The sequence below is a fragment of the Paenibacillus amylolyticus genome (genome assembly GCF_047302515.1).
In the GTDB taxonomy this organism is placed as follows: domain Bacteria; phylum Bacillota; class Bacilli; order Paenibacillales; family Paenibacillaceae; genus Paenibacillus; species Paenibacillus amylolyticus_G.
This window is the reverse complement of record NZ_CP168019.1, coordinates 2,410,550-2,429,174: the sequence shown is the minus strand read 5'-3', so window position 1 is coordinate 2,429,174 and position 18,625 is coordinate 2,410,550. Positions and strand designations below refer to the sequence as shown.

Sequence of the window (18,625 nt, the reverse complement as noted above, 5' to 3'; positions counted from 1 at the left end):
CTTATTCCGCCTTAGTCCCGCCATTGTTTACTTCGCTTCCAGGCTCCATCAACATGATATGACATTCCTTTTCAGCGGAAGGTTTGATCTCGACTCCTTTAGGCACAATACACATCTCGCCCTTGGAAATCTTCACTTGGCCATCACGAAAATCAATTATCATTTCCCCCTCGAGCACAAAAAATAACTTGTCAGTCTCCTCATGAACATGCCACTCAAAATCTCCAGCAATCTTAACGATCTTAAATTGATAGTCATTCATTTCACCAATGAGTTTCGGAGACCAAAGATCGTTTAATTTCGAAAATTCCTCATTTAATTTAATAGCTTGATAGTGCATCGTCATTCCTCCTGTGTATTAATCCTATATGTTCAGTATACTGATCTATGCTTTTGTATAACATGGATGCCTATTGAAATCAGGATGGATTATTGATGAACTTCAGACGATACTCCGTAGGAGAAATACCACATTGTTTCTTAAACACTCTGCTAAAATAAAAGGGGTCAGCAATGCCAACGCTCTCAGCAATCTGTTGTACATACGCATCACTTGCCAATAACATTTGCTGTGCCATGTTTATACGATATTTCAATACATATTCTGCTGGACCCATACCTGCATGTCTTCTAAACACGTAGGAAAGTCGATTTCGATTAACGTTATTTTGTTCTGCAAGCGATGCGACAGTCAGACTTTGATCATAGTATTCTTGGATATAGGTAGAGACCCGTTCGAATAAAACATCTGATTCGCAACTATTTTGCCTATGATCAACACATATTAAGGTCTCATTCAGTACATCACGAAATAGCATTTCGGTCTGAAACTTTGAAATACCTCCACGCTGGTTATACACATGCCAAAGACGCGTGATTAATTCGATCAGACGTGGAGACTGACCCGTTGATAATTCAAAATGCTGATGGGAAAAGCTTGTCTCTTCGAGGTCCGAACTACATATCCGGTATAAAACGAGGATATATTCCCAGTCCGTTCTATGAAACACGGTTTGATCCAGTTTCATTTTCGCGCCCCCATGTACAACTTTTCTTGGTGAAAAAATATATGACGTACCATCAAATTCAAATTGTATTTTTCCTGTAAGAGGAAATACAAATGGGCAATAGAATCTATCTTGTGTTAACATGTGCACTAACTAATCCAATTGTTTGCTTGAGAAGGGGAACCCATGTCAATTCGAATAAAAATGCTGCTGTCCTTTACGGGCATGCTTGTTATAAGTCTACTGTTCATCCTGCTTACGGCAAGTCTGTATACGATTGCGGCTACGGGGGATCTACAGAGTTTCCGTGATATATACAAGGTACATTATCAGATCAACCCCCTGACTGAGCAGGGAGAATCGATCTTTCAAGAGATGAAGTTCCTGGCCAAAAATGACCCCGACGACCTGCAGAACAAGGTTTTGCTGCGTGAATATGACATGAAGCTTCGAGCTGAGAAGTCAGGGCTCTACATCAGACGAGAGAATAGTCAGATCTTCGAATCGCTGACCTTCAACCAGCCAGAACTGAAGCAAGCACTGCCTGCCTATGATCTTAACAATTATCAGATTCGGAGCACCTTCAATATTGGTGAGCGATTTTACGCGTATGCAAAATTTGATTTTCAATATTCAGATGGGGAACGGGGGAGTATCTTTGTCATTCGTGAGAGAAGCCCCTTTGCGGAGCTTACTCGCAAGTTGCTGCCTGTGATGTCATTCCTGCTTATTGGCGTCCTCATCATTGCAAATCTGCTCTTGTTCCGCTGGATCACGCGCAGCTTCATTAAACCCTTGAATCAACTACGAAGTTCAGCCGAACATATTAAGGATGGCAATCTATCCTTTAAACTTCAGCTAAATTCCAATGACGAGGTTGGTCAACTCAGCGAAGCGTTTGAGAGTATGCGGAATCAATTACAGCGCTCTTATGCGTTACGTCAGCAGGACGAAGTGAACCGCAAAGAGCTCATCTCCAACATTTCGCATGATCTCCGTACGCCGATTACCAATATCAAAGGGTATATTGAGGGTATTCGTGACGGAGTGGCTAATACTCCAGAGAAAATGGAGAGTTATGTTAATATCATTCACTCCAAAGCAGTTAGCATGGATAAGCTGGTGGATGAACTGTTTTTGTATTCCAAGCTCGACTTGAACCAAGAGCCTTTCCTGTTTAAAACAGTTGATCTCGCTGATTTCCTTGAAGATAGCATTGAAGAGCTGAGATATGATCTGGAGGATAAAGGTGTCGCCCTGGATTGGATTAACCAGGTGTCTGGTCCCGCTATGGCTGCTGTGGATCCGGAGAAGTTAAAACGTACCGTTGTTAATGTGGTGGATAATGCACTCAAATACATGGAGAATGAACATAAACGATTCGAGATTACACTTCAAGCTGATGAGAACTGGATTACGATGGCGTTTAAAGATAATGGCAGGGGAATACCTGAAGAGGCACTGCCTTATATATTTGAACGCTTCTATCGTGCAGAACAATCTCGGAATTCCTCAACGGGCGGAAGTGGGCTCGGGCTAGCAATTGCCCGCCAAATCATTGATGGACATGGGGGCTTCATCTGGGCAGAAAGCCAGCCCAATGATGGCACGAGCATATATATCAAGCTGAAACGGCTGAATGAAGAGAGGAACTAATGAGTAATGGCAAACATTTTGATCATTGAAGACGAAACAACGATTGCGGAACTGGAACGGGATTATTTTGAGCTCAACGGATTTTCCGTGGATCTCTGCCATACTGGAGATGAAGGTCTGAAGCAGGCACTGGAGGGGGACTATAATCTGATCATTGTTGATCTGATGCTTCCGGGACTCGACGGCTTCGAATGTTGCAGGCGCATTCGCGAGGTGAAGGAGGTGCCCATCCTTGTCGTTTCCGCGAAAAAGGAAGAAATCGATAAGATCAGGACATTTAATCTGGGAGTTGATGACTTTATTACAAAACCGTTCAGCCCAAGTGAATTGGTTGCGCGAGCAAAGGCTCATTTGACCCGATACGAGAGACTACTTGGCAAAAACAAACCAGCTGAGCAGGATGAAATCCACATTCGGGGGCTTCACATTGACAAAGGATCACGCCGCGTTTTTGTTAATGGAGAAGAGGTTGCCATTACAACGAAGGAGTTCGAGTTACTTGTATTTCTTGCGAGTCATCCCAACCGTGTATTCAGCAAATCAGATCTGTTCGAGCGGATCTGGGGCATGGATTCCACCGGAGACATTGCAACGGTTACCGTCCATATTCGCAAACTGCGCGGCAAGCTGGAGACAGACCCCAAAAATCCGGAGTATATTGAGACCGTCTGGGGTGCAGGCTACCGGTTTACTGCATAAGTTTCGTGAAAATTTAGAGCCAGTTTATATTTTGTTAATAACTTTAGCCTTGGGAGTTTCTTTTTGTCCTCTATTCTATAGATACAGGCAACTACAACCTATAGAGGAGGAATTCAACTATGAATTCTACAACCCGCAAAATCGCTACATTTCTAACCATAACTGCATTAGGTACAGCAGTGTTCCCGCTAACTGCGAATCAAGTACATGCAGCTACATACGTTACTAACATTGCGGCAACAACCACACAGCTTACCCAACAACAGATTGAAGCTGCTATCAAGGATCTGAATAGCTTGGGGATCATGAACGGGTATGCAGATCAATCTATGGGTGAACATCGAGCAATTACCCGTGCGGAGTTAGCTTCATTGGTTTACAAAACGTTTAATTTGGAGAGCAAGACGGGAGAAACCGTAGAATTGACGGATGTGAATCCGAATGCATGGTATGCGCCATATGCGTCAAAGCTTGTTGAACTTGGCATCATGCAGGCTAACGATGGACAATTCAATCCGCAAACTCAAGTGTCGGATGCTGAACTCGAACAGGTCGTATCCAAAGCGATGCAACGTGATGTAAAGTCCGTTCACCATTGGATGAGCGAGTTCTACTCCGAGAACGGTACAGCAACGCGCGGCGAAACAGCAGTGCTGTTGCAAACTGCACACCAAGCTATTCCTTCGGAGCAAGCTCAAATCAAGAGCGTTAGATCACTGAATGCCATTACGTTAATTGTAACTTTTGACAAGCCGCTGACAGCAGCGAATGAAGCTTTTGCCAAGGCACAAACGGACTTTGCGTTTAGTGGCGGGTTGACGTTAACCAATATGCCCCGTTTGAAAACAGGGTCAATCGCGACTTACATCGTTCCAACGTCCGTACAAGATGCTAGTGAAGTGTACAACCTGACTTACAAAGGCCAAGACGCTGGTTCCTTTGAAGGCAGTGGTACGAAAATAAACATGACAACGGTTAGTCAAGTAACGAATGATACATTCGAGATTGAAGCATTGCAAGTGAACAGTGTCGTGGATTATGGTTACATCATTTCGGCTTACAGTGGTGGTCGAGGAGCTAATGCATTTGTGCTGAATGATCAAGAGCAAGCAGGAGGCAAAACGTATCAGATCATCTCTTCCATGCAGGCAAGACAAGTTGTAATTACGCCAGAAGGTGACGAGCCTATCGTTGCCAGATATGTTCCGTTCACGCAATCCACAGACGGTAAACAAGAACCGAAGTTCCGTTTGCCTGAGGGACAAACGCTGAAATCAGGTGTCACATATACGGTTTCTTCGGATTGGGCCAACATCGAAAATGCTTCATTTACGGCGAAATCGTTTGATGCACTAGTGGTTGCAAGTGCTCAAGCAGTGAGCGAAACCTCCATTGAAGTTACACTTGACCAGGACCCTGGGGATGAACTGTTCTCTGGTCGAAGTGTAACGTTAACTTCACCTAGCGGGGATGTTCTGACGGCCACTTATAAATATTCAAGCCGAAAAGGTGCGACGGGTGTATTCGACCTAACAAATGATGGAAAGTTGACTCCGGGTACTACGTATACAATAAACCCAGTTGGGGATTGGAGTATCGCTTCTTCGGTCACCTTGACACTGGAGTAAAGGAGGCAGTATGAGTAAATCACTGATCATCGTTGTCCTGATAAGCAGTATGTTAATCGTCCAGGGCTGCGTGCCTGAAATGAGAAACGACTCCAACGTGGAGAAAAAGGCCATGACTTCAGCAGATGAACAGCTGTTCAAGGCAGTAGAGGACAGCGATACTGAACGCATCGAACAAATGATTCAAGCAGGTGCCAATATCAATGCTCAAGATCAGAGTGGACGAACCGCTACAATGATTGCAACCTACAATAATGATTCAACATCGGCTAAAGTGTTAATTGAAGCGGGGGCAGATGTGAATATACAGGACGATATGAAAAATACTCCGTTTCTGTATGCTGGCGCTGAAGGATACTTGGATATTTTGAAGCTGACAATCGAGGCGGGAGCGGACCCAGCGATAACGAATCGATATGGAGGGACAGCACTTATTCCAGCTTCGGAGCATGGATATGTGGATGTAGTGCAAGAACTACTGACTCAAACTTCGGTGGATGTGGACCATGTGAATCAATTGGGATGGACAGCACTACTCGAAGCGATCATTCTTAACGATGGCAATGCTCGGCAGCAGGAGACGATACAATTACTCATTGACCACGGAGCAGACGTAAACATATCGGACCGTGATGGGGTGTCACCACTCAGTCATGCGAAGAATAATGGCTTCAAAGAAATTGAAGACATTTTGGTACGAGCTGGTGCGAAATAGAACCCTTTTAGGGTGAATAAAGAAACAAATATGTTGAGATATATGTAAAAATGGTTTTCATGGAGCGCCTGATTCCTTCTATGCTGAAGGGCAGGCGCTTCATTCAATCCATCTTACGTGTATGAAACTGGCATAGTCTTAACATAACATGATTAGATACAAGAACGAAGATCTTAAAAATTGAATATCTCTGCTTTAAAGTTTGCTATAGTTTACCACCATGCTTCCGGATAAAATGGAAATACCAACCATGTAAGCGCTATCTATTATTGCGCTGATTATACATGTTGGAATCATTCATGGAGGTGTATGATGAAGAGGAAGTCTTGGTATACTTTGGCGGTAACCGGTGTCATCTCTTTGTTTTTTTCGGTAAGCGCTTTCGCGGGTTATGTGTTCTGGGAACCTCTAACCTATTTTAACGCAAGTACGTGGCAAAAAGCGGATGGGTATTCCAATGGGAACATGTTTAACTGTACGTGGAGGGCTAACAATGTTAATTTTACAAGTGACGGCAAGCTTAAGCTTGGTTTGACCAGCTCTGCACAGAACAAGTTTGATTGCGGAGAGTATCGTACCACGAATACGTATGGGTACGGCTTGTATGAAGTCAGTATGAAACCTGCCAAGAACACAGGTGTAGTTTCCTCATTTTTCACATACACAGGCCCTGCACATGGCACCCAATGGGATGAGATTGATATCGAATTTTTAGGAAAAGACACAACCAAAGTTCAGTTTAATTATTATACCAATGGGGTTGGTAATCATGAGAAGATTATCAATCTAGGGTTTGATGCATCCCAGGGCTTCCATACTTACGCATTTGACTGGCAGCCGGGACATATCAAATGGTATGTTGATGGTGTATTGAAACATACGGCAACCAGCAATATTCCTAAAACACCCGGAAAAATCATGATGAACCTGTGGAATGGAACAGGAGTAGATAGCTGGCTCGGTCCTTATAATGGGGCTAATCCGCTCTATGCAGAGTACGATTGGGTCAAATATACGAGTAATTAAGCAGACTGAAGCAGCCGTTAGCGGCTGCTTTTTTCTATATTCTGGCATTGTATTTATTCAATATATGTATTCAATATCCAATATCCTAAATTAATGCAATAAATGTTGCAATATTAGTATGGGCATAAATATCAAAAATTCATTATGATTAACCTGTAAGCAACATTACATAGACTGGGGGAACGAAGTTGGACACAAGTAAAAAGAGACGAGTAGGCAGTTTGGTCATGATCGGTGTATTGGCCCTATCTGCAGCCTTGAGTGGGTGTAGTAACGGGAGCGATAAGAAAACAGAATCGAGTACACCAGCGACAACGTTGGAGCTCAAAAATGGGAAGTATGATCCACCAGTATCCATTACGTATTTACGACCATGGGGTCCAGACGTGAAGTTTAAGTCAGGCGAGGATCAGGATAACAACGTCCATACAAAATGGGCCAAGGAGAAACTCGGAATTGAGTTGAAAAACCAGTGGATATCTCCATCCACCAATAATGCATTTGAGACAAAACTGCGTCTATCGCTTGCTTCCAATGCGGACATGCCGGACATTATTTCGTATCGCGGCGAATTCAATCTGGTGCGTGAATTGATTGAGTCCGGAAAATTTGTCGATGCGGGCGAGTTGTTTGACAAATATGCCAGCGACACATGGAAAGCAGCCGTAAACGAAGATCCTTCCGTATGGTATCCATACATGCAAGATGGCAAAAAGATCGGTATTCCGATTCTGGACTATTCCTATAATGGTGATCCTGTCATGTGGATCCGTGAAGACTGGATGAAGAAATTCAATCTGGAAGCACCTAAAACCATAGATGATCTTGAAGTCATTATGGAAACGTTTACGAATCAAGATCCGGATGGAAATGGGAAGCAGGACACTTACGGACTCACCATTGGCTTCAAGAACTGGCTGAACACATGGATGTCTGAAGCTGGGTGGGTATTTGGTGCTTATGGTACAATGCCAAACCAATGGAATCTGACGGCAGACGGAAAACTTGAATACGGTTCCGTTACACCTGGTGCAAAACAGGCTTTGGCCAAATTACAGAGCTGGATGAGCAAAGGTTATATCCCGGAAGAAGCCGGCGTGTATGATGAGACAAAAGCAGCTGAAGAATTTACTGCCGGAAAAGCAGGTATTGTGGTTGGTCCTCACTGGATGCCATCCTGGCCGCTGGAGGATGTGAAGAAAAACAATCCTGAGGCTGAATACAAGGCGTATCCAATTCCTTCTGGTCCAAACGGTCAAGCAGGCAGACATGGTACGTCGAACGGAAATGGCGTAATTCTAATTAACAAAGACATGAAAAATCCGGAAGCCTTTTTCACCTATCAGAACTATCTCTTTGATCACTATGCAAATCCTAAAGAGGGCGATGAGTTCGAGCATGGATTTGCGGAAGGATACGATTGGGTTATGGTAGATGGGAAACCATCAACCGATGCAAGTCTTACGGGTGGTTATGCTCCCGAGAAGTACACGTTGACTTTTGATGGAGCGAGAATACCAAATCTAAGCATGACAACACTTGCCAAGCTGGCAAGCGGTGAAGAAGCAACTACACCGTTTGAGAAGAAAATCAAATCAGGTGTACCAGTACCTATGCTTGATGCAGCCAAGATTGTTTTGGATCAAAAAGATATCGTGTTCAATCAAATGTTTACCGGTGCACCTTCAATGACGATGCAGATGAACAATGACATTTTGACAAAGATGGAGAAAGACACCTTCTCTCAAATTGTATATGGCAAAACCTCTGTGGACGCGTTCGACTCATTTGTTGAGAAGTGGAAGTCTTCAGGTGGAGATCAGATTACGAAAGAAGTTAACGAGTGGTATGATTCCGTGAAAAGCGGAAAATAGGATGACGCAGGGCTGGCTGAAATGATTCATCCCGGCCACATAAGCACCAAAAAGGCATTGCAGGAGAAGATCTCCGGCAATGCCTTTTTGTATTTGATATGGAGAAGGGGAAACCGGAGAGATTACCAGAACGTCAAGTCTGGTCTGTGTACTCTCTTAAACCGGCAGATTTTCCCGATATTCCTGCGGTGTAAGATCATAAAATTTCTTGAAAACTCGGATGAAATATGCGGTATTGTTGTAACCGACAAGTTCTGCAATCTCAAACACTTTGGCGGTTGATGTTCGCAAATGATAGGCTGCTTTCTCCATTCTTAACCGGTACACATAGGCAGTAAGTGCTTCACCTGTCTCCGCCTTGTATACCTTGGACAAGTAGACTGGGTGCAGATGCACATGGTCGGCAATTGCAGGCAGTGATACATCTCCAGCCAGATGAAGGTCGACAAAACTTTTGACGCTGCGCACAATGGTGCTGTGATTGTCTCTAAGCTCTTGTTCAGCATCATCTCGTATGTAATGAAGTGTACGCACGGACCAGTCCTGTAGCTGCTGCGCAGTGGAATAGCTGGGAGCTTGAAAGTAACGATAGGACTCTGCTGGAATCAAAGAAGAGATTTGTTTGCCATTTTTATGAATGATGTACGCAAACGCGCCCGCAATAGCAAAATACACCTCAAAGGTTGACTCGGCAATATCATGATGTTCATTGGAATGCAGCAGTTCCTCAAAAATGTGCTCGATTTTCTGTTCCACATCCTCAAAGCGACCAGCTTCGAGCAGGCTAATCAACGTTGGCGGCTGATACAGCGACCTAATCGTATGTAGAGGATTGGCATCCGTTTCATCGGAAGCGGTGACAAACAAACCTTGCACCTGACCCATCCGTTTACGCATGGACATAACCGTTCGCTCATAGAGTTCTCCAATTTCGTGGGGAAACTTGCCCCAACTGGAGACGGAAATGGAGATTGCACCTTTCAGGTATAACTGAACATTGGTTTGAATCTGGGCAGCATACTGCTCAAGCAATGTCTGAGGCGTCTCACTCCTGCTATAACTCATCGTTGTGGAATGTTTCATGCTTACCAGAACAACAATGTAATCATGAACGTCACGTGTATGCCAGATATGAAAATGATTATGCATCACTTCACTTATGATATTACATATCGCATATTCCATTAGGGCCAGGTCGCCGTGTGCCATATCGGATAGATGTTTCTCCATACGAATAATCAGCATGCCGAGATCTTCTCCTACGGAGTAGGGAAGCTCCAGCAGATCAAGCTTGTCTGCCAGCGTCTTCTGATCATAGACTTTTCCAGTCAGCAACTCATGCAGCATCGTGGATTGAAGCAATGGCAGATGATCCTGAAAGGCGTGTAAGGCTCTTTGATGAGATGCTGCGGTTTCCCACTTTTCTTTAATTCGATGAACAAGACGTTGCACGGATTCGATCAGATCTTCATCACTAACGGGTTTCAGTAAGTAATCAAAGCTTTCCTGCGAAATGGCCTGTTTCGCATATTCAAAGTCGGCGTGACCTGATAACAGAATCGTCTGCACATGAGGCCACTTTTCATGAATCGCTGTAATCAGTGCAATGCCTGACATTTCGGGCATACGTATATCCGTAATTACAATGTCAATGTCGTGGTTGTCCATAATTTCCAGCGCTACTGCACCGGATAATGCTTCATGAACTGTACCGATCCCGCAGCTTTCCCACGGAATGGTCTCTGCCAGCGTTTCCACGACGGAACGTTCATCGTCAACTAATAATATTTGCAGCATGGGTCGTTCACCTACTTGTCTGTATTGTCGTGCCACGTGATGTTAACTTTAATCCCACCCATTGAAGAATGATCATAAGATAGTCCAGATCCTTCACCGTACAGAAAAGATAAACGCTGATGGACATTCCATGTACCACATCCCATATTCTCATCCAGCGGTTTAAGAAGATTATCTCTCAGATGATCAAGTTGTTTCTCAGACATGCCAAGCCCGCTGTCCTCCACGATAATGGTGTACACATCATCCTCACAGTCCGCATAGATTTTAATCTCACCATCTACCGATTTGGGCTCCAGACCATGAATAATAGCGTTCTCAATAATAGGCTGGAGGGTTAGTCTGGGAACTGTTTTATCTAAAATATCATGGGGCACGTCGATTGTAAAATGCATTCGTTCCAGACGAAGTGACTGGATTTCCAAATAATTTTTGACCATCGTCAGTTCTTCACGAAGCGTGGCTTGATCCTTTTCGGACCTGGTTATGTATCGGTAATACTCCCCCAGATTCAGTGCCATGGCTACCACGGCCTTTTCATTTTTCATTCGGGCCATGTTCTTGATATAGAACAGACAGTTATATAGAAAATGCGGATTAATCTGCGATTGCAACTGTTTGAGCGTGGCTTCCCGACTTCTTAATTTCTCCTCATATACATTCTCGATTAATTCTTGAATTCGTTGAGCCATGATGTTGAAACGTGCAAATAACAGGCTGAACTCATTGCGTGCAGAATGATGAAGCCGAACGGAAAAGTCCCCGGTGGACAGGCGATTCGTCCCTTTCACCAACTGTAAAAGTGGAAGCTGCACACTTCGGTAGAGTGTATATAATACAACAACGCTCATCACGATCAGAACGGCAATTGAAGCGTAAAAAAGATTCCGGCTGCTCGTAATCGGTTTCAAAATTTGCTGCATAGGCACATAGTCAACATAATACCAGCCGAGGCTCTTGGATTGAATATAAGAGACGTAATATTCCGTTTTGTTCAACGTTGTACTGAATCCACCGCTGGCCTGCAGTTTTGCTTCTTTCAGGGAAGGCAGAATCGCGTTCAAGGTTTCCTTTCCAGAACTATTGCTGATTAATCCATAATCGGGATGGAACATGAACGGGTCGCCTTTATTATTTAACTTGTTTTGATTAAGAAGCGCAGTTAAGTGATGAACTGGAAAACTGATTTTGGTAATCAATCTGGCTTTGCCAGGTCTCGCCATCGCTGTCGTTGGATCGGTGGTGTACCAAATAAATTGATTATCGGCATAGGTCCAGGATTGCGAGAGAGGCTCCTTAAATTCATCATCCCTGTACGGAATGTAAGCATAATAATCCGTTGATATCACTTTTTGCATCCGCGGGAAGTATAGTGTGATGGTCGAATGCCATTTGCTTGCTGCATTGTACAGATTCATCTTTTCCAGAATGGCGCTTCCAACTTTGACACGTTCATAGGGAATGTCCTTGTAGTCGGGGCGTTGATATTCCTGAATACTCGAATCTTGTCCGATAGACATCCCATACAACGACAATTGGTAAATGTTGGATTCTACTGAGTCAGCAAATGTTGAGAGATGATTCATGGTATTGTTCTGAATCTCGTGTTCGATAACACGCACGCTTTCCCGGTTCGAGTATGTATAGAGAAACAGCACCAGAATAAGCAGCATCACAAACAACAGTGTAATTTTGGTAAAGACATTCAAGCGTGTGAACAAAGTCCAACCTCCTTAATCTTATTAAAATATTGATATCGTTGTTGCAATATTAGGATATAGATCACAAATTTCCATTGCTATAATTTTAATATACAAGTTCACGATGACTTGTAAAATACAAAATTTAGAACATGGGGGATGCAGGAGTGAAGGAACATACGTTAGAAACGCCGCATAAACGGCGCTCCACCAGGGTTAAACAGCGCTGGAATATGCAACGGAACTGGACCTTGCATATGATGCTCATTCCAGCTGTATTGCTGGCACTGGTGTTTCAGTACATACCGATGGGCGGCATTGTAATTGCTTTTCAGGATTTCAAACCATACTTGGGATTTTCTGAATCCAAATGGGTGGGTTGGGACAATTTCCGATATTTATTCTTATATCCGGACGTAGGTCAGGTGATCTGGAATACGCTGGTCATTGCATTTTTCAAAATCATCGCAGGACTATTCGCTCCATTCTTGTTTGCCATTTTGCTCAATGAAGTACGCTTGACGGCATTCAAGAGAGTAAGTCAAACGCTTGTGTATCTACCGCATTTCCTATCATGGGTTATTCTCGGTGGTATTCTGCTCGATATCCTGTCTCCTCAGGGCGGCATGGTCAACCAGCTTGTCGTAGCCTTTGGAGGAGAACCGATCTTCTTCCTGGGAGACGGTACATGGTTCCGAATAACGCTGATCCTCAGTGATGTGTGGAAAGAATTTGGTTTTGGTACGATCGTATTTCTGGCTTCTCTCTCAGGCATTAATCCTGCACTCTACGAGGCTGCCGAGGTGGATGGGGCCAACCGATTTAAACAGACGCTGCACATTACGATTCCGGCATTAATGCCGATTACAATCGTACTGATGACACTCTCTATCGGCAATATCCTGAACGCCGGTTTTGATCAGGTGTTCAACTTGTACAATCCGCTTGTGTATGACAAAGGCGACATCATTGACACCTTTGTATATCGACTCGGGATTCTGAACGGGAAGATGAGCTTCGCCACAGCAGTAGGGTTGTTCAAATCTGTGGTTGCTACCATTTTGATTGTTATATCTTACAGAATGGCTTACAAACTAGCTAATTATCGAGTTTTCTAGAGAGGAGAAAAGGGCTTGTATTATAAAACAAAAGGATACCGCATATTCAGCATCGCTAACTATACTTTTCTTGGGATATTATCGATACTCTGCATTTTACCAATTATTCATATATTGGCTGTTTCATTCAGCAGTATGGCGCCAGCATCATCAAACCTGGTTACCTTCTGGCCCATCGGGTTCACAACCGACGCATATGTGAAAACATTCGGGAATTCAAACTTCATCAACTCCTTGATCGTATCACTTAAACGGACTGTAATTGCGACGATCATTGGTATGGTCATCATGCTCATAACCGCATTTCCGTTGTCGAAGGAAGATATCAGTTTTAAAGGCCGCTCCTTATATACGTGGTTTTTCGTATTTACCATTTTGTTCAGCGGCGGTTTGATTCCAAGTTACATTCTGATCCAGAAGCTTGGCTTGATGAATACAATCTGGGCGCTTATTCTGCCTGGGGCACTGTCCGTGTGGAACGTTATTCTCATGATGAACTTCTTCCGCGGTCTGCCCAAAGAACTTGAGGAAGCAGCTTATTTGGATGGCGCAGGTCATATCAAAACGTTGATTCTGGTCTACGTACCACTGTCGCTTCCAGCTATCGCAACCTTGTCCTTGTTTACGATGGTGTATCAGTGGAACTCCTGGTTCGACGGCATGATCTATATGTCTGATATTAAAAATTATCCACTTGCTTCTCTATTACAGACCATTATCGTTCAGCAAGATCTCAGCAAAATCAACGTCGATCCTTCCATGTTGGAGAATATCTCGCAGCGAACCGTACGCGCAGCACAGATCTTTATCGGCGCGCTTCCGATCCTGATGGTATACCCGTTTTTACAACGTTTCTTCGTTAAGGGGATCGTTATTGGAGCAGTTAAGGAATAGGCTATGCAAATGCAAGGATAACTGAGCTGAGGGAGGAAGAAGGATGAGAAAAGGACTGGCATGTATGGTGGCATGGAGTTTAATGGCTTCTCTCGTTTATCCAGCAACTGCTGGAGCAGAAAGTGTACAGGGTCAAGCGGAGGTGGGAAATGTGCAGGCAAAAAGCCTGCACTTCTCTGTTCCCTATACAGACCTGACCGGGCATTGGTCACAATCTGCAGTTACACGTTTGCAAGACTTGAATTTATTGAAAGGTTATACGGACGGTACATTCAAGCCCAGTCAGGTCATTAGCAGAGCTGAATTCGTGATGATTCTGGATCGAGCCTTTGGTTTCACCGGTAATGCGGCGACTGGCTCATATGTGGATATGACTTCAGACGATTGGTACTATGACGTAATGGTACGAGCGAATGGTTCTGGCATCATCGAAGGAACAGACCGTGAACATCTGTCACCGCAACAACCGATTACACGCCAAGATGCAGCGGTTATGGTAGATCGAGCTTTCCAACTTTCAGCGACTTCAAATGAAGATAGTGAAGGATTGAAATTTGAGGATGCAGATGAACTTTCCAGCTATGCAAAGAAAGCGCTTACCTATCTGGTGAACGAAAATATTATAAAAGGTTTCCAAGGCAAATTAAATCCCAAAGCCCCGATTACACGAGCGGAGACGGCAGAGTTACTGTCAGCGATGATTGCAGATGTAAAAAGCACTCCTGGAACATATGAGTCCCGGGTAGATGGCAACTTGATTATTAAATCGACAGATGTCACGTTGAAAAATATGATTGTCAATGGAAATCTGCTGCTGGCAGAAGGCATTGGCGAGGGATCTGTTGTTCTTCAGGGCGTAACGGTTACAGGAAGTGTCATTATTAAAGGCGGAGGCAGTCATTCCATCAACATTAACAACTCCAAGCTGAAGCGAGTAGTCGTTGACAAACGTGGGGAACCCGTCAGAGTTGCCATTACGGAAGAAAGTAACATTCAGGAGATGCATGTAAAGCAGAAATCCATTCTGGAGATCTCTTCAAACAGCCTGATTGATTCCATGAATATTCATGCAGAAGCGAGTCAGACTCAAATGGATACCAAAGGTACAATCCAAAAATTAAGTGTAGACGCCATTGATGTTGTTATTAACGGAGAGAAAGTAATACAAGGATTGCGCACATCCATGGTGGGTGAAGCCCAACAACCTGTTTCAGCGCAGCCTGGTGGTTCAACCAATGTGACAAGCACACCTACACCATCTTCTCCAGACGGGCAATCACCGTCTACACCAAGCAATCCGGCGGGCGAAAAACCGGTTCCAGCAACAACGATTCCGCATGATCAATGGGAGCTGGTCTGGAATGATGAGTTTAACGGACCTTCGATTGATTCTTCCAAATGGACCGTGCAGGATACAGGACTCGTTTATAACAATGAAATGCAATATTACAGCCCCGATAACACTCGCATTACAAAAGATCAGAATCGAAGCGTGTTGCAGATTGAAGCAAAAAAGGGTCCGAAAAACGGTAAAGATTACAGCTCTGGCAAACTGATCTCCATGGGAAAAGGCGACTGGACCTACGGTAAAGTAGTTGTACGTGCGAAGCTTCCTATTGAAAAAGGCATGTGGCCTGCCATATGGATGATGCCAACAGATGAAGCACATTATGGTGGATGGCCTGCCTCTGGAGAAATCGATATTATGGAGCTAATTGGTGGCAAAGAGAGTAATAACAAGGTATATAGCACATTGCATTATGACAGTGTGAAGCCTGACGGCTCCCATGGACATGATCAGGGAAGCCTTACTCTTCCGAAGGGAGAAACTTTCGCTGACGATTATCATGATTTCCAGGTGGAATGGTTGCCGGGTATGATTCGTTTCTATGTGGATGGAAAGCTGCATCATGAAGTGACCAACTGGCAAACGAAGGCCGCGGGCCAACCCGAGTATTATACGTTCCCTGCACCATTTGATCGTCCATTCTATCTGATTCTGAATCTGGCAGTTGGAGGAGACTGGCCGGGGGCACCTGAAAGCAACTTCACTTCCGAAAAGATGAATGTTGACTTTGTGCGAGTATATACTTACAAAAATCTAGACATATGGCCTGATGTAACAACAAATCCCATCGAGCCTGCGCAACAGCGTGACCCACAAACCAATGGCAATCAAATCTACAATGATCGTTTTGCGGAAGGGTCTGCAGACAATGGAGTGCCTCTTCAGTGGAAATTCATCACAAATGCTGATGGAGCTGGCAGTGTCAAAGTTGTAACGGATGAGCAGAAAGGGAAAGCAGCAGAAGTTACCATTGATGCATCGGGTACTGAAAACTACTCGGTTCAACTCACTCAGATGCCGATGTACATCAAGAAAAACAAAAAGTACAAGATACAATTTGATGCGAAAGCATCTGCTAACCGTACAATCATGTCCAAACTGAACCAATTTGAAAAAAGTTGGACCAATTATTCGGGTGATAACACCTTTGCACTCACGACAGATTGGCAATCCTATGACTACACCTTCAATATGCGGGATGGCACGGATAACAATGCCAGATTCGAATTTAATCTGGGGTTGGATGATACAACCGTTTGGTTTGCCAATGCCAGACTGATTGAGGTGGGTGAAGCTGATCCGTTACCTGTCGAACGAAACGCGCTACCTGATGGCAACTTTATTTACAATGGCACATTCGATCAAGGCAAGGAGCGTCTGGGATTCTGGTCAAGCAGCATTCAGGACAGTGCGGCAGCCAATATAAGTGTAAATAACTTTTCGAAATTCCCGATTATGGAGCGTCAACTGGTTGTTGATGTAACTCAAACGAATAATGACCCACAACAAGTTTCGGTGAACCAACCGGATTTGAAGCTGGAAGCGAATACAACGTATGGTTTCTCCTTAGATGCCAAGGCAGACACACCGCGAAGCATCGACATTGATGTTGTCAGCAGTAATGGGCATACGGTACAGGTTCATCAAGGGCAAAACCTCTCCTTGAACCAAGAAATGAAAACATTCACCGGAGAAATCATCATTGGAGATGGAGCATCAATCGCACAATCCGAGCTAAGACTGTTATTTGGCAGTTCTAAAGGTAAGGTATATGTGGACAATGTTCGTCTGACGAAACGCGGCAAACCTCTGTCAGTGAATGGCTACGCACATGTTCCTGCAACCGAAGCCTGGATGATGCAAGGCTTACAACTGGAGGACTCCGTAGAAGGAGGAAAACATGTCAGTTACATGGATCAGGGAGATCTGCTGCAATATAAAATCGATGTAGCTCACGACGGAGTATATGTTCTGTCTGCCCGAATGGCCAGTGGAAAAAGTGATTCCAAGGTTCAGTTCAGCATTCAGGATGAACAAGGTACAACCGTTGCACAATCAGACCTGAGTCTCGGAGACACGGGTGGATGGCAAGCATATAAAACGGTGTATTTTCCAAGGGTCAACTTGACAGCAGGCAAACCCTATTATGTGAATTTTGAAGGAGCAGATTATAATACACGTTGGGTGGATATTTCACAAAACAAAATTCAGAACAGTGAGCTAACAGCTGATCTGAATCATTGGGAGATAATTCCTAATGATCTGACAGCCTCACATGACGAGGGCGAAGGATTAACGATTAATTTGCCTGGTACAAGTGAACAGTGGTGGGATGCTTTGTTACAACAAGATCAGATCAAACTTGATGCAAACAAAACGTACCGACTTACCTTCGAGGCATCCTCTTCAAGTCCTAAATCCATGCAAGCGGTTCTTTCTCAGAATGCAGGGGATTTTGTGAAGTATTTTGAAGAAGAAGTGGAATTAACCGCGGATCAAAAGTCGTATAGTTACACAATCACCATGGGGGATACCTCCGATTCGGCAGCTATGCTTGCATTCGGATTAGGATATCCGCTATCTACAGGTGAACACTCGATTCACATCAATAACGTCCAATTATATGAAGTGAATCCGAATGCAGATCAAGGAGGGCAGCCTGCTCATGTTAATCTTATTCCTAATGGAGACTTCTCCAAAGGTAAGGAAGGTTGGTTTACCCATGCGGACGGTAATGCAGCGGACCTTGAGATGCAAGTTAACAATCAACAGCTTCAAGCCAAGATTGGTCATGCAGGGCAGCATCCATGGGATCGTCAAGTCATCAATGAAGGATTTGGCATACAGCAAGGTTTTAAATATAAATTAACGTTTAAAGCCAAAGCGGAGAAGTCCAGGAAATTGGGTTTGGGGATTGGATGGGTCGATGCCGCTGCCAACTATGAATGGCATGGTTTCTTTGGGGCACGAGTTGATTTGACTCCAGAAGAACAGGAGTTCACGTTTACATTTGATGCAACAGAAGACAGCTATGCGAATACTCGAATTTCATTTGATCTGGGTAACATTGATGGTGAGCAAGATGGCAACACAACCGTCTCATTATCCGAGGTCAGCTTGATTAATCTGGGTCCTGCCAATTAGCTTCTGAATTCTCTATATT

The 18,625-nt window shown here is 44.1% G+C and carries 13 protein-coding genes; 9 read left to right on the top strand and 4 right to left on the bottom strand.

The annotated features are described in order from the left end of the window. Nucleotide 1 precedes the first annotated feature (1 nt). Entirely contained in the window at nt 2-340 is a 339-nt protein-coding gene (locus ACDJ59_RS10410) for a cupin domain-containing protein (protein ID WP_413408755.1), read from the bottom strand. A gap of 79 nt (nt 341-419) precedes the next feature. Then, a complete protein-coding gene (locus tag ACDJ59_RS10405) occupies nt 420-1,151 on the bottom strand; it encodes a helix-turn-helix transcriptional regulator (protein ID WP_413408753.1) in 732 nt (243 codons plus the stop codon). Between the two features lie 42 nt (nt 1,152-1,193). On the opposite strand from ACDJ59_RS10405, the gene ACDJ59_RS10400 reads away from it, so the two are divergent. The 6 genes from ACDJ59_RS10400 (at nt 1,194) to ACDJ59_RS10375 (ending at nt 8,605) form a co-directional block, all read left to right on the top strand. Then, a complete protein-coding gene (locus ACDJ59_RS10400) occupies nt 1,194-2,663 on the top strand; it encodes an ATP-binding protein (RefSeq protein WP_413408751.1) in 1,470 nt (489 codons plus the stop codon). A gap of 6 nt (nt 2,664-2,669) precedes the next feature. Further along, a complete protein-coding gene (locus tag ACDJ59_RS10395) occupies nt 2,670-3,362 on the top strand; it encodes a response regulator transcription factor (protein ID WP_047843050.1) in 693 nt (230 codons plus the stop codon). 119 nt (nt 3,363-3,481) lie between these two features. Next, complete coding sequence (locus ACDJ59_RS10390; protein ID WP_413408749.1) at nt 3,482-4,990, top strand: S-layer homology domain-containing protein; 1,509 nt, start codon at nt 3,482-3,484, stop codon at nt 4,988-4,990. 10 nt (nt 4,991-5,000) lie between these two features. Next, a complete protein-coding gene (locus tag ACDJ59_RS10385) occupies nt 5,001-5,705 on the top strand; it encodes an ankyrin repeat domain-containing protein (protein WP_413408748.1) in 705 nt (234 codons plus the stop codon). A gap of 312 nt (nt 5,706-6,017) precedes the next feature. Then, on the top strand, nt 6,018-6,731 hold the full coding sequence (gene bglS / locus ACDJ59_RS10380) for a beta-glucanase (protein ID WP_036615630.1): 714 nt from the start codon (nt 6,018-6,020) through the stop codon (nt 6,729-6,731). Nucleotides 6,732-6,958: 227 nt separating this feature from the next. After that, on the top strand, nt 6,959-8,605 hold the full coding sequence (locus ACDJ59_RS10375) for an extracellular solute-binding protein (RefSeq protein ID WP_413409771.1): 1,647 nt from the start codon (nt 6,959-6,961) through the stop codon (nt 8,603-8,605). Nucleotides 8,606-8,761: 156 nt separating this feature from the next. Here the strand turns inward: ACDJ59_RS10375 and ACDJ59_RS10370 are convergent, their stop codons facing one another. Next, a complete protein-coding gene (locus tag ACDJ59_RS10370) occupies nt 8,762-10,402 on the bottom strand; it encodes a response regulator transcription factor (RefSeq protein ID WP_413408746.1) in 1,641 nt (546 codons plus the stop codon). 11 nt (nt 10,403-10,413) lie between these two features. Then, complete coding sequence (locus tag ACDJ59_RS10365) at nt 10,414-12,123, bottom strand: sensor histidine kinase (RefSeq protein WP_083669649.1); 1,710 nt, start codon at nt 12,121-12,123, stop codon at nt 10,414-10,416. 146 nt (nt 12,124-12,269) lie between these two features. Here ACDJ59_RS10365 and ACDJ59_RS10360 point away from each other — a divergent pair, with 146 nt between their 5' ends. Genes ACDJ59_RS10360 through ACDJ59_RS10350 form a run of 3 tightly spaced genes read left to right on the top strand, consistent with a single transcriptional unit; the run spans nt 12,270 to nt 18,606 of the window. Then, the gene (locus tag ACDJ59_RS10360) at nt 12,270-13,220 is read left to right on the top strand and encodes an ABC transporter permease (protein ID WP_017688355.1); all 951 of its coding nucleotides are present in this window, start codon (nt 12,270-12,272) and stop codon (nt 13,218-13,220) included. A 15-nt stretch (nt 13,221-13,235) separates the two neighbouring features. Further along, the gene (locus ACDJ59_RS10355; RefSeq protein ID WP_076210648.1) at nt 13,236-14,114 is read left to right on the top strand and encodes a carbohydrate ABC transporter permease; all 879 of its coding nucleotides are present in this window, start codon (nt 13,236-13,238) and stop codon (nt 14,112-14,114) included. 43 nt (nt 14,115-14,157) lie between these two features. Further along, on the top strand, nt 14,158-18,606 hold the full coding sequence (locus ACDJ59_RS10350; protein ID WP_413408745.1) for a carbohydrate binding domain-containing protein: 4,449 nt from the start codon (nt 14,158-14,160) through the stop codon (nt 18,604-18,606). The last annotated feature ends 19 nt before the right edge of the window (nt 18,607-18,625 follow it).